Below are 23,000 nucleotides of genomic sequence, written 5' to 3'. Positions count from 1 at the left end.
CTTCGCTCACGTGGCCACTTTCACGGGGTCGGGGGACAGGCCGCTCAACAGGTCGGCCGCGCCGAGCTGGTGTACGTCACCGAGGCCGCCCGGATGCAGCGCGTACGCCGCGCAGCCGCTGGGCAGGGGCAGGTCGCCCTGGACGAGCATGGCGAGCTCGACCCCGTCGAACGACGCGGGCTGTGCGACGGCCGGGGCGTCGGCGCGGGCCATCAGCCGGTCGGCGAAGGCGGCCACGTCCTCGCCCGGCCGCCGCTCGTAGCGGACCAGCTCGCCCTGGCGGTTGCGGACCAGGACCTCGGCGGTGCGCGCGGCGGCGTGCCAGCAGCCCACCTCCCACAGCGTCACCCGGTGCGTGAACGCCTGCTCCAGCGCCGCGCCCAGCAGGCTCAGCTCGTCGGCGCTCCCGTCCACGCTGTGCCCGTAACCGGCGGCGCCCAGGTTGAAGTCCGCCCACCGCATCGTCCGCGTCCACAGGTCGGCCACCAGCGGCACCAGGATCTTGGCCTGCCCGGTCAGATCGAAGCGCTGCCGGACGGCCAGCGGGTCGAACAGCCCCTCCGGCTGCTCCATGAACCCGGCGAACCCGCGTACCAGATCCTCGAACGGCACGTCGTTGTAGCTGAAGACGACCGGCACGAGGTAGCGGCCGCGCAGGGCCCGCACGTTCACGTCGATGAACTCCGACGCGCCCAGCGGCTCGGGCGCCGACGTCAGGTCGCCCGAGTGGGTGACGGCCTTGCCCAGCCGCAGGTTCGTGTAGTCGCACAGCCCGACGAAGGCCCAGCGCTCGTCGAAGACGGCCACGGACAGGTCGAGGTCCACCCGGGTGTCCTTCGGCTCGGCCCAGTGGAGGAAGAAGCGGAGCCGCTCGCCGCCGGGGATGGGCTGGACGCTGCCGCGCGGCAGCTGTACCAGCGCCTTGACCGCCGTCCGCTCGGACGTCGGCGCGATCAGGTCGGCCAGGCCCTCGTCCAGCAGCACCCGCCGCAGCGGGGGGAGCGCGGCGGCGCGGCGCAGCAGCTCGGCGGCCAGCGTCCGCTCGGCCTCCAGCACGACCTCGTCCGGAAGGGGCGGCCGGTCGTCGGGCCGGGTGTGGAAGCGCGCGGTGCCGCCGCGCGGCAGGAACAGCCGCAGCCCACCGGGCGGCGTCCGCAGCTGCCCCAGGGCGGCGAGGAGCACCCCGGGCGCGACCCGCGCCACAATCCCCTCCTGGCCGAGGGTCTCCAACAGATCGGGGGAGAGGCGGAGCAGCTGCGACAGCCGCCGCATCAGCTCGCCGGGCCGGTGGACCAGCAGGCTGGCCGCGTCGGAGTGGCGGCCGTCGGCCAGGGCCGTCTCCACGCGGCTCGCGAACGACGTGGCCACCAGCCGCCCGTCGCGCACCCGCAGCAGCTCCGGCCGCCGCGCGGCCAGCTCCAGCAGGGTCCGCCCGAACGCCGTCTCCGGGTCGAGCCGGGTGCCGCGCAGGGCGGCGAAGGCCAGCGCGGCGTTCGGGTAGCGGGCGTGGTGCTCGTGGGGGTGCAGCACCTCGGCCATGCGCTTCCACTGCTCGCCGTACCGCAGCAGGTCCTCGATCGCGTACGGCATGGCGTCCAGGCACGACAGCAGGGTCCGGCGGACGGCGCGCGGCAGCGACACGCGGCGCCGCGGGCGGATCCGCAGCCCGGGGTCGGCGTCCATCAGCACGTACAGCAGCCGCAGCACGTCCGTGGCCGTCTCCAGATGGTTGCGCAGCAGCTCGTCGGGGGCGCCCCGGCGCAGTGCGGCGGCGAGCACGACGGCGCGGGTCTCCTTGACCGGGACGCTCTCCGGCAGCCAGTCGCCCGACTCGGGCCAGAACGCCGCCAGCAGCGCCTCCAGGTCGGCCCGGTCGTGCGGCGGCATCGGGGTGCGGCGGGTCATCAGGTCCACGGCCATCTCGCGGCAGGCCGCCGTGGGGTCGTCCGCGAGACGCAGCAGGCCGGTGGCGGTGACGGCGGCGCGATCGACGCTCGCGCGCTCCTCCGACGGGAGCAGGAACGGGTCGTCCGGGTCGACGCGCCGATGGCAGATGGGACAGGCGCTGAAGTCGGCCCCGTCCCAGCACGAACGGCACACCAGATGCGCGCACGGCGCCACGGCGTGGACGGTGCCGACGTTCCCGCACAGGACGCACGGCCGCTCCGGCTGCTGCAGCAGCAGCGAGAACACCCGCCGCACGTAGAAGTCGCCGGTGTCCCTGGGCACGCTGTCAGGAAATTTCCGGAAAAGGGGTACGTGCGAAACCGCCGCGCCCAGCTCACCCCGCAGCCCGTGCAGCAGCCGCCGCCCGACGCGCGTCAGCTCCGTCGACGACAGCGCCGCCAGCGCTCGATACAGCTCCGCCGACACCAGGAAGCCCAGCTGCAGCAGCTCGAACTCCAGCGCCGCCACCCCGGACCGCACATCGGCGCGCGTCATGTTCAGGGACTTGGGCAGCTTGCCGACGGCTTCGGGCATGCGTGGATCGGCGGCCAGCAGCGCGGGCGCGACCACCCGCGTACGGCGCAGCAGGATCTCGGCGGGACCGTTCATGGAGGCACCTCCGATGCCCTAAAGACCGCGGAGCGACCCTTCGCATTGAGAGAGGCCGCGTGGGAGCACCGCGCGACCTCTGGAGAGGTGGAGAGCGGGCGCGCTGGACTCATTTGAAAGATGAAGAAGGAAGCACGCCCAAGGAGCCACCCCGGTGATCCACGGTACCGGCACAAATCGCCAAATGTCCGCCGAATTTCCAGTCCGGCAGGGCCCGGCATGCGCGAGAGCCGCCTCGATGGATAGGGTCTCCGAATTCGACCAGGACAGAAGGGGCCGACCGGTGACCATGCGGAGCTGGCTGCTACACGGGCTGCAGCCGACGTCTGGGATGCACGATGAACATCCCGGCAAGCGTCACTCCTGGTGGCAGGTCATGTGCCTCACAGGCGTCGACTATTTCTCCACCCTCGGCTACCAGCCGGGCATCGCCGCGCTGGCCGCGGGCGCGCTGTCGCCGATCGCCACGCTCATGCTGGTGGCGCTGACGCTGTTCGGCGCGCTGCCGACCTACCGCGTGGTGGCGGCCGAGAGCCCCAACGGCATGGGCTCCATCGCCATGCTCGAACGGCTGCTGCCGAGCTGGTGGGGCAAGCTGCTGGTGCTGGTGCTGCTCGGGTTCGTGGCGACGGCGTTCATCTTCACGATCACGCTGTCGGCCTCCGACGCGACCGCCCACATCCTGCAGAACCCGTTCTTCCCCGACGCGCTCGCCGGTCAGCAGGTGCCCATCACGCTGCTGCTCATCGCCGCGCTCGGCGCGATCTTCCTGCGCGGGTTCAGCGAGGCCATCGGCCTGGCCATCGCGCTCGTGGCCGTCTATCTGGCCCTGAACCTGGTCGTCGTCGGCACCGCCGTCGCCCAGGTGCTGTCCCGCCCGGAGCTGGTGGGCGACTGGCAGGACGCGCTCACCGCGGGGCACTCCAGCCCGCTCGCGATGATCGCGCTGTCCGCCTTCGCGCTGCCCAAACTGGCGCTCGGCCTGTCCGGGTTCGAGACGGGCGTCGCCGTGATGCCGCAGATCGAGGGCGACCTGGAGCAGCGCGTCAAGGGAGCCAGGCGGCTGCTCACCACGGCCGCGTTGATCATGAGCGTGTTCCTGATCTTCAGCGGGTTCGCCACGGCCGTGCTCATCCCGCACAAGGAGTTCGAGGAGGGCGGCCGCGCGGCCGGGCGCGCCCTGGCTTACCTGGCGCACGAATACCTGGGCGACTGGTTCGGCACCCTCTACGACATCAGCACCATCGCCATCCTCTGGTTCGCGGGCGCGTCGGCGCTGACGGGCCTGCTCAACATCGTGCCGCGCTACCTGCCCCGCTACGGCATGGCGCCCGACTGGGCGCGGGCCGTACGACCACTGGTGCTGGTGTTCACCGCGATCTCGTTCGTCATCACGATCCTGTTCGGCGCGAACGTCGAGTCGCAGGGCGGCGCCTACGCCACCGGTGTGCTCGCGCTGATCCTGTCGGCCGCGGTCGCCGTCACCATCTCGGTCGCGCGCGCCGGGCGGCGGGGCGCGGCGGCGGCGTTCGGCCTCATCTCGCTGATCCTCACCTACACCTTCGCCGCCAACGTGATCGAACGCCCCGACGGCCTGTCGATCGCGGTGTTCTTCGTCGTGGCGATCATCGTCACCTCGATCATCTCCCGCGCCACGCGCTCCACCGAGCTGCGGGTGACGGGGGTGGCGCTCGACAAGGAGGCCAAGCGGCTCATCGACGAGCTGACGACGGGCGAGCTGCGCATCATCGCCAACGAGCCCGACGCCCGCGACGAGGCCGAGTACGCCGAGAAGGACAGCGAGACGCGCCAGTACCATCACCTGCCCGACGACGAGCCGATGCTGTTCCTGGAGGTCACGCTCGGCGACACGTCGGAGTTCGAGTCCGAGGTGCTGGTGCGCGGCGAGGTGCGGCACGGCTACGGGGTGCTGACCGCGACGAGCGCGGCGGTGCCCAACACGATCGCCGCGATCCTGCTGCACCTGCGCGACACGTCCGCCCGCCGTCCGCACGTGTACTTCCACTGGGCGGAGGGCAATCCGGTGCTGGCGCTGGTGAGATATCTGCTGTTCGGCGGGGGTGACGTACCGCCGCTCACGCGCGAGGTCCTGCGCCAGGCCGAGGAGGAGCCCGCCCGCCGCCCTCAGGTCCACGTGGGCTGATCTTTTACCACCAGATGATCAGTTACGGCACAGCCGCACCCACCGCCACCCGCCGCACAGGGCGGGCGGCCTCCAGGAAGACGGCTGCTGAACCCGCACGGGGCCGGGCGCCGTTACGCGCGTCTTCTTGGCCATGGCTTCCGTTGGTGCTTGCCATCGGGGGTGAGGCGCTGATCTGATCGAGAGGTGACCTATGACACGGTTTACCGGCACAGCATCGACGAGCCCGAGGCCTTCTGGAGCCAGGCCGCTGAGGGGATCGACTGGGACGTCGTTCCCGCGACCGTGTTCTCCGGTGGGCGGTGGTTCGTCGACGGGCGGTTGAACACCTGCTTCAACGCCGTCGACCGGCACGTGGTCCGCGGACGCGGCGAGCAGGCCGCGTTGATCTACGACAGCCCCGTGACCGGGGTCGTGCGGAGCTTCAGCTACGCCGAACTGCTCGACGCGGTGTCCAGGACCGCCGGGATGCTGCGTGACCTCGGCGTCGTCGCCGGCGACACCGTGGTGATCTACATGCCGATGGTGCCCGAGGCGGTGATCGGGATGCTGGCCTGCGCCCGGCTCGGCGCCGTGCACTCGGTGGTGTTCGGCGGTTTCGCCGCCAATGAGCTGGCCGTGCGCATCGACCACGCCAAGCCCAAGGTCGTGCTCTCCGCCTCCTGCGGGATCGAGCCGACCCGGATCGTGCCGTACAAGCCGCTCCTCGACGCCGCCCTTGAGCAGGCCGAGCACCGGCCGGCGCGGTGCGTGATCCTCCAGCGGCCCGAGTCGCCCGCCGACCTCGCCGAAGGGCGGGATCTGGACTGGGCCGAGACCGTACGCGACGCGGCGCCCGCCGGCTGCGTGAGCGTGGCGGCCACCGATCCGCTCTACATCCTCTACACCTCCGGCACCACCGGCGTGCCCAAGGGCGTCGTCCGCGACAACGGCGGGCACGCCGTGGCGCTGCACTGGAGCATGTCCAACGTCTATGGCGCCGCGCCGGGCGAGGTCTACTGGGCGGCCTCCGACGTGGGGTGGGTCGTCGGCCATTCCTACATCGTCTACGCGCCGCTGCTGGCCGGGTGCACGACCGTGTTGTACGAGGGCAAGCCGGTCGGGACGCCTGATCCGGGCGCGTTCTGGCGGATTGTGGCCACGCACGGGGTGCGGACGCTGTTCACCGCGCCGACCGCGCTCCGCGCCATCAAAAAAGACGACCCCTCCGGAAATTTCGCGCAAAAGTGGGATTTGTCGGGTCTGCGGTATCTGTTCATGGCCGGGGAGCGGCTCGACCCCGACACCTACCACTGGGCCTCCGACCTGCTCGGGATCCCGGTCATCGACCACTGGTGGCAGACCGAGACCGGCTGGCCGATCGCGGCCAACTGCGTCGGCGTCGAGCCGCTGCCGATCAAGCCGGGCTCGCCGACCAAGGCCGTGCCCGGCTGGGACGTACGCGTCCTGGACCCGGAGGGCAAGGAGTGCCCGCCCGGCGTGGAGGGCGCGGTCGCGATCAGGCTGCCCCTGCCGCCCGGCGCGCTGCCGACGCTCTACCGCGACGACGCCCGCTTCACCGAGTCGTACCTTTCCCGCTACCCCGGCCACTACCTGACCGGCGACGGCGGCTTCCTCGACGACGACGGCTACCTCTACGTCATGGGGCGCATCGACGACGTCATCAACATCGCCGGTCACCGGCTGTCCACGGGCGCGATGGAGGAGGTCATCGCGGCCCATCCCGACGTGGCCGAGTGCGCGGTGATCGGCGTGGACGACGCGCTGAAGGGTCAGCTCCCGCTCGGCTTCGTGGTGCTCAAGGCGGGCGCCGACCGCGACCCGGCCGAGGTCGAGCGCGAGTTGGTGGCCCTGGTCCGCGAGCGCATCGGCCCGGTCGCCGCCTTCCGCCGCGCCGTCGTCGTGGCCCGCCTGCCCAAGACCCGGTCCGGGAAGATCCTGCGCGCCACCATGCGCGACATCGCGGCCGGCCGCGACTACCGCGCCCCCTCGACGATCGAGGACCCGGCGGCCCTGTCGGAGATCGCCGACGCCCTTTGACCCAATCCGCCTAAACCGTCATTTCGCCTAAGCACCCATTACGCCTAAACGGCTCCCTCAAGGCGATGGAACGCGCCATCATGGGAATTCCTCTGCTCTTCAGAGCCCTGATGACGGAGACCGTGATGACGGAGACCTTGAGCTACGCCGACGCTCTGAAGATCCTCGGCTGCAAGGACAGCAGGCTCGTCAAGGTGATCGACTTCGCCGCGACGGCCGCGCTGACCGGATGGGCGCTCGCCGGTGGCGCCGACCTGGCGCTGGGCCTGCGCGATCTGCAGGAGGACGCTGTCCGTTACGGCAACGACGTGGTGCGGCGGGTGCCCGAGTGGCGCGGCGGCGCCGGCCGGTTCGCCCGCACCCAGCGGCTGACCGCCGTCCACGCCGTGGTGATCGTCTCGGCCTACTTCGAGGCGCTCGGCCGGGCCAGCCTGCCGTTCGGGCTGGACCGGCTCGACCGGGACCGCGCGGCCGGCGGCACCCGCGCGGCGGCGTTCGCCGAGCTGGTGGAGAAGCTGCTCACGCGGCCGCTGCCCATGCCGGAGCCGTACCGCCCCTACGCGGAGACCCGTGAGGCCGTCGAACGCCACTACCGGCGGATGTCGGAGGCCGTGGCTGGATATGTGCGCGAGGTGGCGGCCTGGGACGAGCTCTCGGCCGACGAGCAGGCCCGCGTCCCCCTCATGCTCGTGGAGGGACCGTCGGCGCACGCCCTGCGGATCTATGACGAGGACTACCGATCGCTCACTCTCGACAGCCCCGAGTTCCGGATGTGGAGCCTGGTCACCGAGACGCAGGCGTTCGCCCCCGGGCTGTCGCGCGTGGCCCGGCTGCTGGCGGAGCTGGCGCCGCCGCGCGTGGGCGACCGGCCGATGATCCACCTGGTCAGGATGGCCGCCGCCGCGCTCGACCAGTCGCTCATGGCCGTCGGCAGGGCGCCGGACGACGTCACGCTGCCGCTGCTCGGCGAGGGGTACATCAGCCCCCGGTGCAAGGTCGCGGAGATGACGCGCGAGTCCGCGCCGGCGGCGAAGAGCTGGTGGAAGGGCCGGTTGGAGCTGCCTGACGCGGAGGCGTTCCTGGTGGGCCATCTCACCTCGCCGCACGCCACCCAGGCGCCCCTGGTCGTGCTGGGCGAGCCGGGGTCGGGCAAGACCAAGCTGACCGAGGTGCTGGCCGCCCGGCTGGCCGCCTCGGAGTTCCTGCCGATCAAGGTGGAACTGCGCGACGTCGTCGCCGAGTCGTCCGTGATCTCGCAGATCGAGCAGAGCGTTTCCCCCTTACTCCGCGAGAAGGTGAAATATCGGGACTTGGTGGAGGCGGCTGAGGGGATGCTGCCCGTCGTCATGCTCGACGGGTTCGACGAGCTGCTCCAGGCCGCCGGCACCAATCGCTACGACTATCTGGAGCAGGTCCAGGAGTTCCAGGACGAGCAGTCCAGGCACGGCTGTCCCGTCGCGGTGATCGTGACCAGCCGGACCGTCGTGGCCGACCGGGTCCGCTTCCCCGAGGGCGTGCTCACGATCGAGCTCCAGCCGTTCGAGAAGGAGCAGGTCCGCCAGTGGCTGGAGATCTGGGCGGAGACCAACCGCGCGGTCCTGTCCAGGCGCGGCAGGACGCCGCTGCCGGCCGACGTCGCGCTGGCCCAGGGCGAGCTGGCCAGGCAGCCGCTGCTCCTGCTGCTGCTGGCCATCCACGACGCCGCCGAGAACGCGTTGCAGCGCGACGAGGCGGTCCTCGGCCGCGGCCGCCTCTACGAGTCGCTGATCAGGGACTTCGCCTACCGCGAGCTGCTCAAGGACCCCGAGGTGCGGGCGCTGCCGGCCGCCCGGCGCGGCGGGCTGGTGGACCGGGAGCTGGTGCGGCTCGGGACCGTGGCGCTGTCGATGTTCGTCCGCGGCCGGGCGGTCGTGTCGGAGACCGCCCTCGACCGGGACCTGCCCGCCCTGTGCGGGGCACCGGGGGAGGAGCGGGACGGCGAGGGCGGCTGGGCGCGGCGGGCGACCGAGCGGTTCTTCTTCGTGCACGTGAACGACCCAGGCTCGGCGCAGGCGAAGGAGGCAGGCGGCACTCAGGGCTATGAGTTCCTGCACGCCACGTTCGGCGAGTTCCTGGTGGCCTGGCTGGCCGTGTACGCGCTACGCGACCTGATCAGGCGGCACGACCACGACGAGGAGCTGGCGGGCCAGCTGGTCGACGACGACCTGCTCTACGCGATCACCTCGTTCTCCTGCCTGGCCGAGCGGGGGCCGACGGTCGGCTTCGCCATGGAGCTCATGGGCGCGCTGCCGGCCGAGGTCCGGGCCAGGAGCGTGACACTGCTCAGCGCGCTGCTGCGCGAGTCGCTCCACGAGCGCCCGCGCCGCTCCTTCCTCGCCTTCCGCCCGGTACGCCATCCCGTGCCGCGCCGCCTGGCTGCCTATTCGGCCAACCTCACCCTCCTGGTGGTGGCCGCGTCTGACAAACCGGTCAGCGTCGCGGAGTTGCTCGGCGAATCGGGGGACTTCGCCCGGTGGAGCTCGTACGCGCATCTTTGGAAGAGCCAGCTCGGCGGAGAGGGCTGGACCGGCCTCATCGGCGCCATGCCGGCGCGCCGGGTCGTGGACGGCGGCAAGCGAGACATCCGGCTCGGCGGGAGCGGCGAGTCGTGGGAGTTCGAGGGCGCGGGCTGGTGGTTCGGCCGCCCGCGGCCCGCGGCGCGCACCAGGGCGCTGGGCCGCTACAAGTCCTACGCCCTGCTGGAGCGGCCCTATCTGCTCAACATCGACGCCGACCTGCTGACCGACTCGCTGCGCGCCGACGACGAGACGCACCCGAGCCTGATCGTCGTGCAGCGGGGGTCGGGTCAGGTGGTGAGCTGCACCCGCCTGGTCGAGGAGGTGCTGATGAACCGGCCGTCGAGCGTCGAGGCCCGCGTCGCGCTCTACGCCGACGCGATCGCGGCGGTCACCGCGTTCCAGACGCCCGAGAACCGGCGGCTGCTCGACCTGGTGCTGCGGGCCCTCACGCTGGAGGGATCGGCCATGCCCTTCCAGGACCGGGCCGATCTGCTCGGCGGGCTGGCCGGCGACGGCGTCGACCCGGCGCTGTGGCGGCCGCTGCTGGAGTCGATGTTCTTCGAGCGGTCCGACAGCTGGGAGCTCCTCCTCCGGGCGGGCGTCCCGGAAGCGGTCATGCGCGAGGTGCGCTCGCCCTGAGGCGGCCTAAGGCGGCTGATCGGTCCAGAGGCGGCCTGAGGCGGCCTCAGGCCGCTGATCGGTCCAAGGGCAGTTCGACCGTGATCGTCAGGCCGCCCTCCTCGCGCGGCCGGGCGACGACCGTGCCGCCGTGGGCCTCGGTGATGACGCGCACGATCGACAGACCGAGGCCGCTGCCCCGATCGGAGCGCAGCCGGTCGCCGTGCAGCCGCCGGAACGGCTCGAAGATCGTCTCGATCTCGTACGGCGGCACGTGCAGGCCGGTGTTGGCCACGACCAGCTCCACCTGCTCGGTGCGCCGCCGGGTCGTCACCCACACCTCGCCCTTGGGGTGGTTGTGCCGGATCGCGTTCTCCACCAGGTTCTGGACCAGCCGCTCCACCAGCACCGCCTCGCCGGTCGTCGGCGCGGCGTCCAGCAGCCGGTGGATCGTCACCTCCCGCTCGGCCGCCTCATCCGCCGCCTGGTCCAGCACGTGCTCGGCCACGTCCGTCAGGTCGAACGGGCGCCGGTCCAGCACCGCTCGCTCGCCCTCGGTCAGCGCCAGCAGCCCGTCGATGAGCCGCTCGTGCCGGGCGTTGACCAGCAGCAGCGACTCGCCGAGCCGCTTGACGTCGTCGGTGGCGTCGGGCCGCCGCACCGCCACGTCGACCAGCGTCCTGTTGATCGTCAACGGGGTGCGCAGCTCGTGCGAGGCGTTGGCCACGAAGCGCCGCTGGCCGTCGAAGGAGCGGGCGAGCCGGCCGAGCATGGTGTCGAAGATGCCGGTCAGCTCCTTCACCTCGTCGTTCGGCCCCTCGTACCCGATCCGCTCGGTCAGGTCGTGGCTCTGGGCGACCCGGCGCGCGGTCTCGGTGACGGACGTGACCGGCCGCAGCACCCACCCGGCCGCCCGCCAGCCCAGGCCGAACGCGCCGCCCGTGACGGCCAGCACCGCCAGCGCGCCGATGTTGCGCACGTTGGCCAACGTGTCGCGCTGGTAGACCGGCAGGACCTGGAGGACCCGGTCTCGTGCCACCTCGTAGCGGTTGTCGTATCTGCGGAATTCCCAGCCGTCACGCACGGCGATGGAGTTGGGGGTGACGAGGTCGGCGCGGTAGGAGAGGTTCGACCGTACGAGGAAGTAGACGGCCGTCAGCAACAGGCCGCCGCCGATGAGGAACACCCCCGCGCAGGCCAGGGCGAAACGCAGACGGACGCTCATGGAATGCGATACCCCGATCCCGGCACGGTCTCGATGACCTGCGGCTCGCCCAGCTTCTTGCGTAATTTCATCATCGTGGTCCGTACCGTGTTCGTGAACGGGTCGATGTGCTCGTCCCACACCTTCTCCAGCAGCTCCTCCGCCGAGACCACCGCGCCCTGTGCCCGCAGCAGCTCGGCCAGCACCCCGAATTCCTTGCGCGCCAGCGGCACATAACGCCCCTCGCGGAACACCTGCCGGTGCGCCCAGTCCAGTCGCACCCCGGCGCGTTCCAGCATGGGCGGGTCGGCCCGCCTGGCCCGGCGGCCGAGCGCGTGCACCCGCGCCACCAACTCCTCGAACGCGAACGGCTTGGTCAGGTAGTCGTCGGCCCCCAGCGACAGCCCCGCCACCCTCGCCCGTACGTCACCGGCGGCGGTCAGCATCAGCACCCTGACCGGCCAGCCCCGCTCGACCACCGCCCGGCACACCTCGTCGCCGTGCACCAGCGGCAGGTCTCGGTCCAGGATCAGCACGTCGTAGTCGTGCACGCCGAGCCGCTCCAGCGCCCCGTCACCGTCGTAGGCCACGTCGACGGCCAGCGCCTCCCCCCGCAGCCCCTCGGCGATCGAATCGGCGAGCATGCGCTCGTCCTCCGCGACCAGAACACGCAATGTCGCCCCCATGAAGATCGAAAGTCCCGACAGTCTGCTCCAGCCTGCATAACGCGGACATAACCACTTTTGGTGACGCTCAGGTTAGCGCCGACTCGGTGAACTGCCTTCCCTGCGGCCGGGACCCGCCCGGCCTCTCACGGGGGAGAGATGTCATGGTTGGCGCTCTTGTGGCGCCCGCGCGGCCCCGCCTGGCCGATCCGGTCTTGAGGAAGACGGGCCACCGGCTGTTCGGGGTCGTCCTGGTGCTGGCCGCGGCGCTGCGTGTGCTGGTCATGCTCGGGTACGACACCGCGCAGGTCTACTGGTACGACTCGTTCACCTACCTGAACACGGCCGTGCACATGAAGCCGCAGGGCGCCTTCCACCCGGCGGGCTACTCGTGGTTCCTGTGGCTGCTGCGCCCCTTCCACAGCGTCGAGCTGGTCGTCGGCGTACAGCACGCGATGGGCCTGGGCGTCGGTGTGCTGATCTACGTACTGCTGCGCCGCTGGTCGCTGCCCGGCTGGGGGGCCGCGCTGGCCGCGGTGCCGGTGCTGTTCGACCCGGCGTTCCTGCGGCTGGAGCACGCCGTGCTCTCGGACCTGCAGGTGATCTTCCTCGTCATGTCCGCGCTCACGGTGCTGATGTGGCGCCAGGAGGTGTCGTGGCGGGCCGCCGCGCTGGCGGGGGTGCTGCTCGCGCTGGCCGGGCTGACCCGGACCGCCGCGGTGCCGCTGCTCGCCCTGGCCGCGCTCTACCTGCTGCTGCGCCGCACCCCGTGGCGGAAGGTCGTCGTCCTGGTGGTCACCGGGGCGCTGCCGCTGCTCGCCTACGCGGGCTGGTACGCCCAGTATCACGGCCGGTTCGCGCTGAGCGGCTCCGACGGCGTCGCCCTCTGGGCCCGCACGATGACGTTCGCCGACTGCTCGATCATCAAGCCGCCCGCGGCGGAGGCCAGGCTCTGCCCGAACGGCACCGTCGTCGACGCCGCCTCCGAGTACGTCTGGGCGCCCGGCGCCGCGCTCAACCGGCTGCCCGGCGACCGGTTCGCCTACAACGACCTGGCCAGGTCGTTCGCCCTGAAGGCCATCGCCGCGCAGCCGCTCGACTATCTGCGCGAGATCGTCAAGGACACCTCGCTGGCCTTCACCTGGGAGCCGGTGCAGCACCCCAAGCGGGTGACCGCCATGTCGACCTTCCCGTACGGCTCGTGGAGGCTGCCGGAGGAGCACAGCCTCATCGCGCAGGTGCGCAAGGAGTATGACCCGGCCATCCGCGGCATGAGCTCGGTCGAGCCGTTCGGGTCCGTCCTCGCCGCCTACCCGTACCCGTGGTTCCTGCACGGCACGCTGTTCGGCGTGATCCTCCTGGCGGGGACGGCCGGGGCGATCGGCCGCCGCCGGCCGGCCCTGCTGCCGTGGGCGTTCGCGATGTTCCTGCTCGTCGCGCCGGTGGCGGCGCTGGACTTCGACCACCGCTACGTGCTGCCCGCCATTCCGATCGCTTGCGTGGCCGCCGGGCTGGCCGTACACGGGCTACCGTGGCGGCGGCGGAATCGCGCGGCGGGGAGTGAGCGGATTACCGTACCGGTGTGATCCGGATTCTGATCGCGGAGGACATGCACATCCTTCGCGAAGCGCTGGTCGAGTTGCTGTCGCTCGAGGACGACATCACGGTGGTGGCGGGGGTCGCCTCGGGTCTGGAGATCGTCTCCTCCGCGCTGGAACACCGGCCCGACGTGGCCGTGATCGACATCGATCTGCCGGGGCGGGACGGCATCTCGGCGGCTGCCGAGTTGCGTGGCCGGTTGCCCGGCTGCCGGGTGCTGATCTTGACGGCGCTGGCCAAGCCGGGCGTCCTGCGCCGGGCGCTCGGTGCGCAGGTCGCCGGATTCGTCCAGAAAGACATCCGTCCGGCCGAGCTGGCCGCGGCGATCAGGACCGTCGCCGCCGGAGGACGGGTGGTTGACCCGGCCCTGGCCCTGGTGGCGCTGGAGGCGCCGGAGAGCCCGCTCAGCCAGCGGGAGACCGAGGTGCTGCGCATGTCGGCCAGCGGGGCCCAGCCCGCCGAGATCGCCGAGCGGCTCTTCCTGACCTACGGCACGATCCGCAACTACCTCACCTCAGCCGTCACCAAGCTGGGTGCTCGCAACCGGGTGGACGCCATCCGGATCGCCACCGAGTCCGGCTGGATCTGAGCCGACTCCGGCTGGGCCTGAGCTCTGTCCGGCGGGCTCTGAGCTGGGTCCGGCTGGGTCTGAGCCGAGTCTGGCGGGCTCTGAGCTGGGTCCGGCCGGGTCTGGGCCGAACTCGGCGATCACCTCGAACCTGTCGCCGGGCAGGCGCACCGCCGCCAACCGTCCGCCGGTGCGCTGCGCCAGGCTGCCGAGTCCGGATCCGTGCCGCCCCTGCTCCGGCAGCGTGGCCGGTTCGCTCGGCGCGACGGGCCGGGCACCGTCGTTGACGACACGCAACCGTACGAGCCCGTCGGCGCCGGAGACGGTCAGCTCACACGTCCGGGCCCGGCTGTGCCGCAGGACGTTGGTGACGGTCTCGCGGAGCGCGGTGGCCACCGCCGTGTCGACCTCGGCCGGCAGCGGGCCCGTCGTGACCCGTGCCATCGCCTCGATCCCGGCGGCCGTCAGCACCTCGCGCGCCGCGTCCAGCTCGGCCGCCAGCCGCAGCTCGACCCGGTCGCCGGCGATGGACCCCAGCTCCACCAGCGCCTGTTCGACCAGCGACACGAGCGAGGCGAGCTCGGTCCTGGCCCGGCCGGGGTCCGTGTCCAGCAGCCGCTCGGCCAGCTCGCCCTTGAGGGCGACCGCCGACAGGCTGAACCCCAGGACGTCGTGCAGGTCCCGCGCGACCCGGGTCCGTTCCCGCCGTACCGCGGCCTCGGCGAGCTCGTGGCGGGCCCGGTTCAGCACGGTGATCAGCCCGGTGAGGCGCCCCAGGCTGTAGACCAGCCACGCGAGCATGACGTGACCACCGAAGTTGGCCAGCGCGTTCAGGAAGCCGGTGCCGGCGGCGACACTGTCGTACAGGAGCCAGGCCAGATGCCCGGCCAGGACGGCACCGGCGATCACCCACGATCGAGGCGGTCGTACGGTGAGCAGCACCTTGCCGGTGAAGAAGCTCAGCACGCGGTCCCAGGAGCCGGGGATGACCGCGAGGGGCAGCAGGAACAGCAGGCCCTGCACGACGAACGTGACCCGGGTCTGCGGCAGCACCTGCAGGACCACGATCCCGATGAGCCCGAGCAGCGCCCAGGCGACCGTCGGCGGGGCCGCGTGCTCCCAGTAGTAGAGGTTGATCAGCACCAGCACACACTGGATGAGCAGCACCGCGAGCAGGACGAACCGCGCCAGCCGGGGTGACTCGATCCGCGCCGCGGGCTCGGCGATCGGCTCGGCACGATAGGCACCGGCCGTCGCCCGCACCTCCGCCAAGGTACGGCGGGCGAGCGCCACGCCCTCACGGATGTCCCGCCGGGCGAGCTCCATGCCCTCGCGGATGTCCTGCCGGGCCTCCACCGGCTCTTCCCCGGCCGCATCCCTTGTCGGTAACGCGGCCGCTTCCCCTGAAGGGAACGCCGCGGCTTCCCCCAACCGGAACGCGGCCGCCTTCCGCATGCGGAACGCGATCGCCCGCAGTTTTCCGCCCAGGACGTCCCGCAACTCGCCGTCCAGCCGCAGGCGCTCCCTGGCCAGGGCCAGCCGGGCCAGCTCTCCTTGGGTGTCGTGCAGCCGCCGTGCCGTCCCGACGAGCGCGGCGAGGCTGAACACGATGAGCGCGTCGTCCGCCGTGACGATCACGAACCAGATCGAGTCGTAGACCCCGTACCCGAGCAGCGCGGCCGTCGTGCCGGTGGCGGCCAGGACAAGGACGAACAGCGGCCAGGCCGGCCGCGCCGGGAGCACGCAGAGCACTCCGGCGGCCACCGTCCACGGCATCCAGTCCCACGCCGAGCCGATCACGAGGAAGGGCAGCAGGTAGAGCAGCACCACTGCCGCCAGCAGCCCGTATCGACCGGCCGGGCGCCGGTGCCGCGCGAGGAGCGCGATCAGCGGCGGATACGACGCCATCGTGAGCAGCGACGCGAGCGGGGCGGCGTCGCGCGACACCCCGCTGATCGTGCGGATGTAGACCAGGATGCCGACCGAGGCCCACAGCATGCCCTGGGCGACCCGCAGCGGGAGGTCGTCAGCGGTCCGTGCCAACCCGATCTCCCGATGAACTATGCAAAATGCATAACCGCCTGATGACAGGGACACTATCGGCGCTTTCCCGGTCGCTGTCACCCTTTGGGGGTCGTCGCGGACATCCGTTCACCATGACCTGGGTCATGGCCGTACAAGGGCAGGGAGCCTGATGGAGCCCACCAAAGTCTTGCCGATCATCGCGATCGCCTCGCTGGTCACGGTCGAGTTCGGCGGGCACGCGCTGCTGCGCTTCATCACCACCGATCGCGACAAGCTGGGCGAGTTCCGCGAGCGGTTCTTCCGCGCCGGCCACGCGCACGCCGGAGTGCTGCTGCTGCTCTCCCTGGTGTACCTGCTGTACCTGCCCCGCGCCGGTTTCTCCGACGGGCTGGAGTGGCTGGCCGGCGGTGTCCTGCTGGCCGGGGTGCTGGCGCAGTCGGGTGGGTTCTTCCTGCATCTGGCCGTCGGCGAGCAGGGCGCCCGCTCGTCGGGCACGATGGTCACCCGAGCCGGGGGCCTGCTCCTCGCCGCCGCGCTGATCGCCCTGGCCGTGGGCCTCGTCGGAGGGGCTTAGCACAAGAATGGGAGACATGATGATCTTAGTGACCGGCGCCACCGGCAATGTCGGATCGGCACTGGTGGCCGCTCTGGCTCAGGCCGGGCAGGGGGTGCGAGCGCTCGTACGCGATCCGGGGGCCGTCACGCTGCCGCCCGGTGTCCAGCCCGTCACCGGCGACCTGAACGAGCCCGGCAGCCTGGCCGATGCCCTGACCGGCGTGCGAGGGGTGTTCCTGCTGCCGGGATATGCGGACATGCCCGGACTGCTGGCCCAGATGCGGCGGGCGGGGGTGGAGCGGGTCGTGCTGCTGTCGGGCGGCTCGGCCGGGCAGGCGGACATGAGCAACGCGGTCTCCCGCTACATGGCGCTGTCCGAGCAGGCCACGCGGGAGGCGGGGGTGCCCTGGACCTTCCTGCGGCCCAGGGCGTTCATGTCCAACGCGCTGCGCTGGCTGCCGCAGCTTCAGGCCGGCGACCTGGTACGCGTACCGTTCGCCGGGGTGGCGGCGGCGACCATCGATCCGGCCGACATCGCGGCGGTCGCGGCCCTGGCGCTGACGGGCGACGGGCATGAGGGCCGGATCTACGAGCTGACCGGCCCGGACTCGCTGCTGCCCGCCGACCAGGTCGCCGTGCTGGCCAAGGTGCTGGGCAGGGACCTGCGTTGCGAGGGCCTGCCGGACGAGGAGGCGCGGGCGCAGATGGAGGCGACCATGCCGGTCGAGTACGTCGACGCCTTCTTCAGCTTCTATGTCGACGGCACGCTCGACGAGTCCCAGGTCCTGCCGACCGTTCAGGAGGTGACGGGACACCCGCCCCGCACCTTCGAACAGTGGGCGCAGGCCCACGCCGACGCCTTCCAATAGGGCGAACGGAGCGCCGTCGATCATGGAAATGATCGGTGAGCGCGACCGGCGGTTTCCTCGTCTGTCCCCCGCGAGGCTGCCGCTTCAGCGAAATGTTACGTAGTATCCGGACATCACGAGCGTTGGGGGCGCCAGGGTGCCAGGACAGAGCGTGGGTGTGGTCGTCGAGCCGGGAGTACCCCCGGAGGTCGCCGGAATGCTGCGTGCGAACGCCCCGCTCCTGTCCAGGATCCGAGCAGGCTGGGTGCCTCCTGCCGTGCAGCCGGTCGAGCGGCGCTGGCCGTCGAGCCTGGCGCTGCTGGCCGCCACGCCCCTGGTCGTCGCGATGATGTCCGCGCTGCTGGCCTCCCCGGTGGCGCCGGTCGGCTTCGTGCTGCTGGGCGGATTCGTCTTCGTCGTGCTCGTCAAGATCGCCTCCATCAACGAGGTGCCGTTACACGACCGCCCCTATGAGCGTGGCGTCTACGAGCGGGCCCGCTGGTACCACGGGCGCTACCTGCTGGCCGACGACTTCGACGCGGAGGCCAAGGTGGTGCTGGCCAGGGCGCAGCGGGCGATCGGCGCCGTGCTGCGTTCCCACGTCAACGCCGAAGGACTGCTGGACGACGCGCGCAACGCCGTGATGCTGCCGGAGCAGGAGTGGGAGATCGCCCGGCTGCTGGCCAAGCTCTCGGCCCTGCGCGGTGAGCACAAGGAGCTGCTGGCCCGCGGTATCGCTCCGGAGGTCGCGGCGGTGATCGAGCCGCTGGACCGCGCCCTGGTCACCAGCGAGGCCGCGGTCGTGGCGCGCGTCGAGGCGCTGGAACGTTACGCCGGGCACGTCGCCGAGGCCGAGCGCGCCTACCACGCCCGCGGCCAGATCGAGGAGCTGCGGGCCCGGCTGCCGCGCTACGAGGAGCTTCTGGCCGAGTCGGGCGCCGACGCGCTGGCCGTACCCGAGATCGAGAAGCTCGCCGAGGACGCCGACGACCTGGAGCGGCTGCTGCGCAGGAGCGTGAGCTCGGCGCACGAGGCGTTCCGTCACCTGGAAGGCTGACGCCGAACAGATCGTGAGCAGGCGGTTGCGTATTGTCGTATGACACGTTCCAGCACCTCTCCGGGTGACAATCCCATAAAATCCGTTTCTGTGGCGGATGTGGTGGTCGATCCAGATGTCCCGGAGGATGACGCCCAGCTGATCACGGAGAGCGAGCATCTCCTGATCCGCATGCGGCGCGGCTGGGCGCCCGACCCCCTGCCGTCCAGGGCATCCGGTAAGGCCGGGCGCGTGGCCCTCGCGGCGATCACCCTGATGGTGATGTCCCTTCTGCTGTCCGGGACGCACACCTACCGGGCGGGCGGCCTGCTGCTGCTCAGCCTCATCGCCATCCCCGTCCTGCTGGTGATCTTCCTCCGCAAGGACCTCGACGAGGACGAGGAGACGGCCGTCGACCGGGAGACCTACGAGCAACTGCGCTGGTACGAGGGCCGGTACGTGCTCGCCGCCGACCTCGACGAATCCTCCCGCAGACTGCTCGCCCGGGCCAGGCGGGCCGTCGCCACGGTGACGCACTCGGCGGTCAACGTCGAAGGACTGCTGGACGACGTGCGCAACGCCGTGATGCTGCCCGCCCAGGAGTGGGAGATCGCCCGGCTGCTGGCCAAGCTGTCGGCGCTGCGGACCAAGCATCGCCAGACCATGTCGGAGGTGAACTCGCCGGAGGTCGCCGCCGTGGCCGAGCCGCTCGCCAGGGCGCTCGACAGCAGCGAGGAGGCCGTCGTGGCCCGGGTGGAGGCCCTGGAACGGTACGCCGCCAATGTGGCCGACGCCGAGCGCGCCTACCGGGCCCATCAACAGATCGAGGAGCTGCGGGGCCGGATCCACCAGTATGAGGAGCTGGTCTCGGAGTCGGGCGCGGACGGCTTCGCCGTACCGGAGATCACCCGGCTCGCGCAGGACGCCGACGAGCTGGAGCGGGCGCTGCGGCGGAGCGTGCGCTCCGCCCACGAGGCTTTCCGCTACCTGGACCCCTGAGTGCTGTCCAAGGGCTACTGGACGTGCGCGGCCTCCATCAGCACGTCGCACAGAGCTTCCGCCGCGTCGATCCGGCCCAGCTTGCGCGCCGCCTCGGCCATCGTCGCGCGCAGGCCGGGATCGGCCAGCAGCGGCATCAGCTCGGCCAGCAGCTGATCGCCCGTCGGACGCGGCTCCAGCAGCGCGCGCCCCGCGCCCGCGGAGACCAGGTAGCCGGCGTTCTTGCGCTGCTCGTCGCCGCCGCTCGGGATCAGCGGGATCAGCACCGACGGCCTGCCGATGGCGGTCAGCTCCGACACCGTGCCGGCGCCGCTGCGCGAGATCACCACGTCGGCCGCGGCGAACAGATCGGGCAGCTCCGAGCCCACGTACGGCACCGGGTGGTAGCGGTCGGCCAGGTCCGGCGGCAGCGCGGTGGCGCGCATCTGGTCGATCCACGCGGGCCCGCACTGGTGCACGATCTGGGCGTGCGGCAGCAGCCGCGGCAGGATCTCCGCGATCAACGTGTTGATCTGCTTGCTGCCCTGCGCGCCGCCCGTCACGTAGATCAGCGGCACCTCGAACGTCAGCCCGAACAGGTCGTACGCCGCGGCCCGGTTGCCCTGCAGCAGCTCCGGCCTGATCGGATTGCCGGTCACCACGGCCTTCGCGCGCGCCGACGGCGGCAGGTATTCCAGCGACGACTCGTGGGACAGCGCGATCCGCGTCGCCAGCCTGGCCAGGATCCGGTTGGCCAGCCCCACCACCGTGGTCTGCTCGTGCATCACCAGCGGGCGGCGGATCAGCTTGGCCGCCACACCGATCGGCACCGCCACGTAGCCCCCGGTCGACAGCACCACGTCGGGCAGGTAGCGGGCGGCGTGCCCGACCGCCTGGAACACGCCCACCGGGATGCGGAACACGTCGGCGACGTTGGTGCCCAGCTCCTTGAGGTTGGGCCGGCGCCGCAGCTTTCCGGTGGTGATGGCCTTGAACGGGATGCCGTGCTCGGTGGTGATCCTGGCCTCAAGGCCGTTGGCCGTGCCCACCCAGAGCACGTCGTGCGGCACCTGACGTCGCTGAACGGCCGACAGGGTCGTCAGGGCCGGATAGGTGTGACCGCCGGTGCCGCCGCCGGTGATCAACAGTCGCAGGGTTCGTGACATGCGATCAGACTAGGGCCCCGGCGGGAAAGGTCGTCGCGCCGCACGGTCACTTGGGGCTCGGCTTCGCCGAACAGGCGGTTGACCGGTAGCGTTTCACCATGCGACTCGGCGTGCTGGACATCGGCTCGAACACCGTCCACCTACTCGTCGTGGATGCCCACCGCGGCGCGCGGCCACTGCCCGCCTACTCGCACAAGGAGGAGCTTCGGCTGACCGAGCACCTCGACGAGCGCAACGAGCTGTCGGCCGAGGGCATCGAGCGGCTCGGCGAGTTCGTCGAGGAGGCGCTGAGCATCGCCGAGGACAAAGGCGTGGAAAACTTCCTGGCCTTCGCCACCTCGGCCGTGCGCGAGGCCGCCAACGGCGAGCACGTGCTCGCCCAGATCAACGACCGCTGCGGCGTGCACATCGAGGTCCTGTCCGGCAGCGACGAGGCCAGGCTGACGTTCCTGGCGGTGCGGCGCTGGTTCGGCTGGTCGTCGGGGCGGCTGCTCGCCTTCGACATCGGGGGCGGCTCGCTGGAGATCGCCGCCGGGGTCGACGAGGAGCCCGACGTCGCCGTCTCGCTTCCGCTCGGCGCTGGGCGGCTCACCCGCGGCTGGTTCGCCTCCGACCCGCCGTCCGCCGACGAGGTCCGCAACCTGCGCAGGCACGTACGCGCCCAGATCGCCCGCACGGTCGGCGACATCGTCCGATACGGCGAGCCCAACCGGGCCGTGGCCACCTCCAAGACCTTCAAACAGCTGGCCAGGATCGCCGGGGCCGCGCCCACCAACGACGGCCTCTATGTCTCCCGGTCGCTGTCGCGGCAGGACATGGCCGAGTGGGCCGTCAAGCTGACCACCATGAGCTCCGCCGAGCGGGCCGCGCTGTCCGGCGTGTCCGACGGGCGGGCCGCGCAGCTGGCCGCGGGGGCCATCGTGGCTCACGCGACCATGGACCTCTTCGAGGTCGACCGGCTGGAGGTCTGCCCCTGGGCGCTGCGCGAGGGGGTCATCCTGCGTCGCCTCGACATGCTGCCCAGTCGGCCGGATGTGACGTCGAGGTAACCGCGATCTACCCGAATCTCGCGCATAAGTGGCGGTTCTCGGGGCATCTCCGGCTGATGTTGGCAGTGCTCAGCACGATCGCCTCGCTGGTGATCGTCCTCATCCTGGCGTTCCTGGCCGTCTTCCTCATTTCCGTGGCCGTCCTGCTCGCGCTCGCGCTGATGGCGGGATCGACGGCCCACAAGCCCGAGGTACGGCCGGTCATGGGAGGGCTTGAGGCACGGTTGCGGGGGAGAGGTGAGCAGGTACGACCGTCCGCCTGAGCGTGGGGGCCGTGCTTCGGAAGCCGTTCAGTTGGCGATGAAGTGCGGCCCCGCCGCGCCCGGCGCGAAGCGCAGGCGCTTCTCCAGGCACACCACCGACCCGTCCTCGTGCCGGTTGGTGAAGCGGATGTCGTCGGCCAGTGCCCGCATGATCTGGATCCCCCGGCCGGACTCGGCGTTGGGCGCCGCCTCGCCGTTGCTGGGGGGCGGGTCGAAGCCGCCGCCCATGTCGATCACTCTGATGACGCAGAGCTTGTCGTAGACCCCCGCGCTCACCACGTACTCGTCGCTGGAGCCCGCGTGCCTGATGACGTTGGAGCACGCCTCGGTGAGCATGAGCTCGATGTCGTCGCGGATCTGCGGCTCCACCCCCAATGACCTCAGCGTGCCGTCGAACATCCGCCTGATCAGGGGGACGCTGGCCGCATCTCTGGGCAGCCGGAGCGCTATCGTGGCCTCCACCGCACCTCCTCCGTAGTCCCTTGGACGCGTCAGTGGCCACTCCTCTGCCCATTCAGACCCGCCCCAATCGTCCCTACGGTTCCATGAGGCGGAGCGCCACCTCCATCGCGGCCTCGCTGATCTCCTCTTCGGTCAGCTTCTCGTCCTGCGTCATCCACTTCCCGGCGTGCAGCGTGAACAGCGCCATCGAGCGGCTGATGCGCACGGCCAGCGGGTCGCCGGGATCGGTGACCGCGGAGGTCAGCTCCAGCATCACCTCGCGCATCCGAAGGATCTTCGGGTGATCGCGCAGCGCCGTCTGGTTGCGCTCCATGAAGCGGGCGACCTCGAGGTAGCGCTCGTTCGTCAGCTTCTCGGCGTAGCGCAGGAGCAGCTCGCGGCGTGTCTCCGGCGTGTTCGACCGGCTCCTGAACCAGGCCAGGAGCTCCTCCATGTCCGCCACCCGCAGATCGGCCAGGCTGGCGACGATGTCTTCCTTGGTCTTGAAGTGGTAGTAGAGCGCGGCCTTCGTCACGCCGAGCTCCTCCGCGATCTCTCGCAGCGAGGTCGCTTCGTAACCCTGCTCGATGAAGAGCTTGAGCGCGATCTCCTGGATCCGGCTCCGCGTGTCTTCCCGCAATGTGCACCTATTTCGACTTGTATCGAC

18 protein-coding genes are annotated in these 23,000 nt (G+C 71.2%); 11 read left to right on the top strand and 7 right to left on the bottom strand.

All coding sequences use genetic code 11. The features are described from left to right. Positions 1-6 precede the first annotated feature (6 nt). On the bottom strand, positions 7-2,556 hold the full coding sequence (locus ACQP2T_RS33480; protein WP_433508881.1) for an MXAN_6230/SCO0854 family RING domain-containing protein: 2,550 nt from the start codon (positions 2,554-2,556) through the stop codon (positions 7-9). Between the two features lie 289 nt (positions 2,557-2,845). Between ACQP2T_RS33480 and ACQP2T_RS33475 the strand changes: the two genes are divergently transcribed. The 3 genes from ACQP2T_RS33475 (at position 2,846) to ACQP2T_RS33465 (ending at position 9,957) form a co-directional block, all read left to right on the top strand. Continuing rightward, complete coding sequence (locus tag ACQP2T_RS33475; RefSeq protein WP_433519861.1) at positions 2,846-4,720, top strand: amino acid transporter; 1,875 nt, start codon at positions 2,846-2,848, stop codon at positions 4,718-4,720. Positions 4,721-4,906: 186 nt separating this feature from the next. Continuing rightward, the gene (locus ACQP2T_RS33470; protein ID WP_433508880.1) at positions 4,907-6,760 is read left to right on the top strand and encodes a propionyl-CoA synthetase; all 1,854 of its coding nucleotides are present in this window, start codon (positions 4,907-4,909) and stop codon (positions 6,758-6,760) included. Positions 6,761-6,885: 125 nt separating this feature from the next. Continuing rightward, entirely contained in the window at positions 6,886-9,957 is a 3,072-nt protein-coding gene (locus ACQP2T_RS33465; protein ID WP_433508879.1) for an NACHT domain-containing protein, read from the top strand. 46 nt (positions 9,958-10,003) lie between these two features. Here the strand turns inward: ACQP2T_RS33465 and ACQP2T_RS33460 are convergent, their stop codons facing one another. Both ACQP2T_RS33460 and ACQP2T_RS33455 read right to left on the bottom strand, forming a co-directional pair. Continuing rightward, complete coding sequence (locus ACQP2T_RS33460; RefSeq protein ID WP_433508878.1) at positions 10,004-11,161, bottom strand: sensor histidine kinase; 1,158 nt, start codon at positions 11,159-11,161, stop codon at positions 10,004-10,006. Continuing rightward, complete coding sequence (locus tag ACQP2T_RS33455) at positions 11,158-11,814, bottom strand: response regulator transcription factor (RefSeq protein ID WP_433508877.1); 657 nt, start codon at positions 11,812-11,814, stop codon at positions 11,158-11,160. The genes ACQP2T_RS33460 and ACQP2T_RS33455 overlap by 4 nt, the downstream gene beginning before the upstream one ends. A gap of 155 nt (positions 11,815-11,969) precedes the next feature. On the opposite strand from ACQP2T_RS33455, the gene ACQP2T_RS33450 reads away from it, so the two are divergent. After that, positions 11,970-13,391 carry a hypothetical protein gene (locus ACQP2T_RS33450; RefSeq protein WP_433508876.1) on the top strand — a complete coding sequence of 474 codons (1,422 nt, stop codon included), beginning with the start codon at positions 11,970-11,972 and terminating at the stop codon, positions 13,389-13,391. Next, positions 13,388-13,993 carry a response regulator transcription factor gene (locus ACQP2T_RS33445; RefSeq protein ID WP_433508875.1) on the top strand — a complete coding sequence of 202 codons (606 nt, stop codon included), beginning with the start codon at positions 13,388-13,390 and terminating at the stop codon, positions 13,991-13,993. Before ACQP2T_RS33450 ends, ACQP2T_RS33445 begins: the two co-directional genes overlap by 4 nt. Here the strand turns inward: ACQP2T_RS33445 and ACQP2T_RS33440 are convergent. Then, the gene (locus ACQP2T_RS33440) at positions 13,919-16,015 is read right to left on the bottom strand and encodes a sensor histidine kinase (protein ID WP_433508874.1); all 2,097 of its coding nucleotides are present in this window, start codon (positions 16,013-16,015) and stop codon (positions 13,919-13,921) included. The two genes, ACQP2T_RS33445 and ACQP2T_RS33440, sit on opposite strands and share 75 nt — an antisense overlap. Before the next feature lie 151 nt (positions 16,016-16,166). On the opposite strand from ACQP2T_RS33440, the gene ACQP2T_RS33435 reads away from it, so the two are divergent. The 4 genes from ACQP2T_RS33435 (at position 16,167) to ACQP2T_RS33420 (ending at position 19,435) form a co-directional block, all read left to right on the top strand. Beyond that, entirely contained in the window at positions 16,167-16,571 is a 405-nt protein-coding gene (locus ACQP2T_RS33435; protein WP_433508873.1) for a hypothetical protein, read from the top strand. A gap of 16 nt (positions 16,572-16,587) precedes the next feature. Then, positions 16,588-17,421, top strand: a complete 834-nt coding sequence (locus ACQP2T_RS33430) for an NAD(P)H-binding protein (RefSeq protein WP_433508872.1) — start codon at positions 16,588-16,590, stop codon at positions 17,419-17,421. A 151-nt stretch (positions 17,422-17,572) separates the two neighbouring features. Continuing rightward, positions 17,573-18,457, top strand: coding sequence for a hypothetical protein (locus ACQP2T_RS33425; RefSeq protein ID WP_433508871.1), 885 nt, complete (start codon positions 17,573-17,575; stop codon positions 18,455-18,457). A gap of 90 nt (positions 18,458-18,547) precedes the next feature. Then, positions 18,548-19,435, top strand: coding sequence for a hypothetical protein (locus ACQP2T_RS33420; protein WP_433508870.1), 888 nt, complete (start codon positions 18,548-18,550; stop codon positions 19,433-19,435). Positions 19,436-19,449: 14 nt separating this feature from the next. On the opposite strand, the gene ACQP2T_RS33415 is transcribed toward ACQP2T_RS33420, so the two are convergent. Continuing rightward, the gene (locus ACQP2T_RS33415; protein ID WP_433508869.1) at positions 19,450-20,580 is read right to left on the bottom strand and encodes a UDP-N-acetylglucosamine--N-acetylmuramyl-(pentapeptide) pyrophosphoryl-undecaprenol N-acetylglucosamine transferase; all 1,131 of its coding nucleotides are present in this window, start codon (positions 20,578-20,580) and stop codon (positions 19,450-19,452) included. Between the two features lie 98 nt (positions 20,581-20,678). On the opposite strand from ACQP2T_RS33415, the gene ACQP2T_RS33410 reads away from it, so the two are divergent. Both ACQP2T_RS33410 and ACQP2T_RS33405 read left to right on the top strand, forming a co-directional pair. Continuing rightward, positions 20,679-21,629, top strand: coding sequence for a Ppx/GppA phosphatase family protein (locus tag ACQP2T_RS33410; protein WP_358542815.1), 951 nt, complete (start codon positions 20,679-20,681; stop codon positions 21,627-21,629). Positions 21,630-21,685: 56 nt separating this feature from the next. Next, positions 21,686-21,892, top strand: coding sequence for a hypothetical protein (locus ACQP2T_RS33405; protein WP_433508868.1), 207 nt, complete (start codon positions 21,686-21,688; stop codon positions 21,890-21,892). 27 nt (positions 21,893-21,919) lie between these two features. Here the strand turns inward: ACQP2T_RS33405 and ACQP2T_RS33400 are convergent, their stop codons facing one another. Together ACQP2T_RS33400 and ACQP2T_RS33395 are read right to left on the bottom strand one after the other, a co-directional pair. After that, a complete protein-coding gene (locus ACQP2T_RS33400; RefSeq protein WP_433508867.1) occupies positions 21,920-22,354 on the bottom strand; it encodes an ATP-binding protein in 435 nt (144 codons plus the stop codon). Positions 22,355-22,427: 73 nt separating this feature from the next. Then, the gene (locus tag ACQP2T_RS33395) at positions 22,428-22,973 is read right to left on the bottom strand and encodes a TetR/AcrR family transcriptional regulator (RefSeq protein ID WP_433508866.1); all 546 of its coding nucleotides are present in this window, start codon (positions 22,971-22,973) and stop codon (positions 22,428-22,430) included. Positions 22,974-23,000 lie beyond the last annotated feature (27 nt).

It is taken from the genome of Nonomuraea sp. CA-143628 (genome assembly GCF_050942315.1).
GTDB lineage: Bacteria > Actinomycetota > Actinomycetes > Streptosporangiales > Streptosporangiaceae > Nonomuraea.
Note: the sequence above shows the minus strand (reverse complement) of the source record. Positions and strands in the feature narration are given on the sequence as shown.

Excerpts from the sequence above, each read along its gene's own strand:
- ACQP2T_RS33430 (WP_433508872.1), top strand. The coding sequence starts at position 16,588 with ATGATGATCTTAGTGACCGGCGCCACCGGCAATGTCGGATCGGCACTG.
- ACQP2T_RS33410 (WP_358542815.1), top strand. The coding sequence starts at position 20,679 with ATGCGACTCGGCGTGCTGGACATCGGCTCGAACACCGTCCACCTACTC.
- ACQP2T_RS33435 (WP_433508873.1), top strand. The coding sequence starts at position 16,167 with ATGGAGCCCACCAAAGTCTTGCCGATCATCGCGATCGCCTCGCTGGTC.
- ACQP2T_RS33405 (WP_433508868.1), top strand. The coding sequence starts at position 21,686 with ATGTTGGCAGTGCTCAGCACGATCGCCTCGCTGGTGATCGTCCTCATC.
- ACQP2T_RS33415 (WP_433508869.1), bottom strand. The coding sequence starts at position 20,580 with ATGTCACGAACCCTGCGACTGTTGATCACCGGCGGCGGCACCGGCGGT.
- ACQP2T_RS33475 (WP_433519861.1), top strand. The coding sequence starts at position 2,846 with ATGCGGAGCTGGCTGCTACACGGGCTGCAGCCGACGTCTGGGATGCAC.
- ACQP2T_RS33450 (WP_433508876.1), top strand. The coding sequence starts at position 11,970 with ATGGTTGGCGCTCTTGTGGCGCCCGCGCGGCCCCGCCTGGCCGATCCG.
- ACQP2T_RS33460 (WP_433508878.1), bottom strand. The coding sequence starts at position 11,161 with ATGAGCGTCCGTCTGCGTTTCGCCCTGGCCTGCGCGGGGGTGTTCCTC.
- ACQP2T_RS33465 (WP_433508879.1), top strand. The coding sequence starts at position 6,886 with ATGACGGAGACCTTGAGCTACGCCGACGCTCTGAAGATCCTCGGCTGC.
- ACQP2T_RS33480 (WP_433508881.1), bottom strand. The coding sequence starts at position 2,556 with ATGAACGGTCCCGCCGAGATCCTGCTGCGCCGTACGCGGGTGGTCGCG.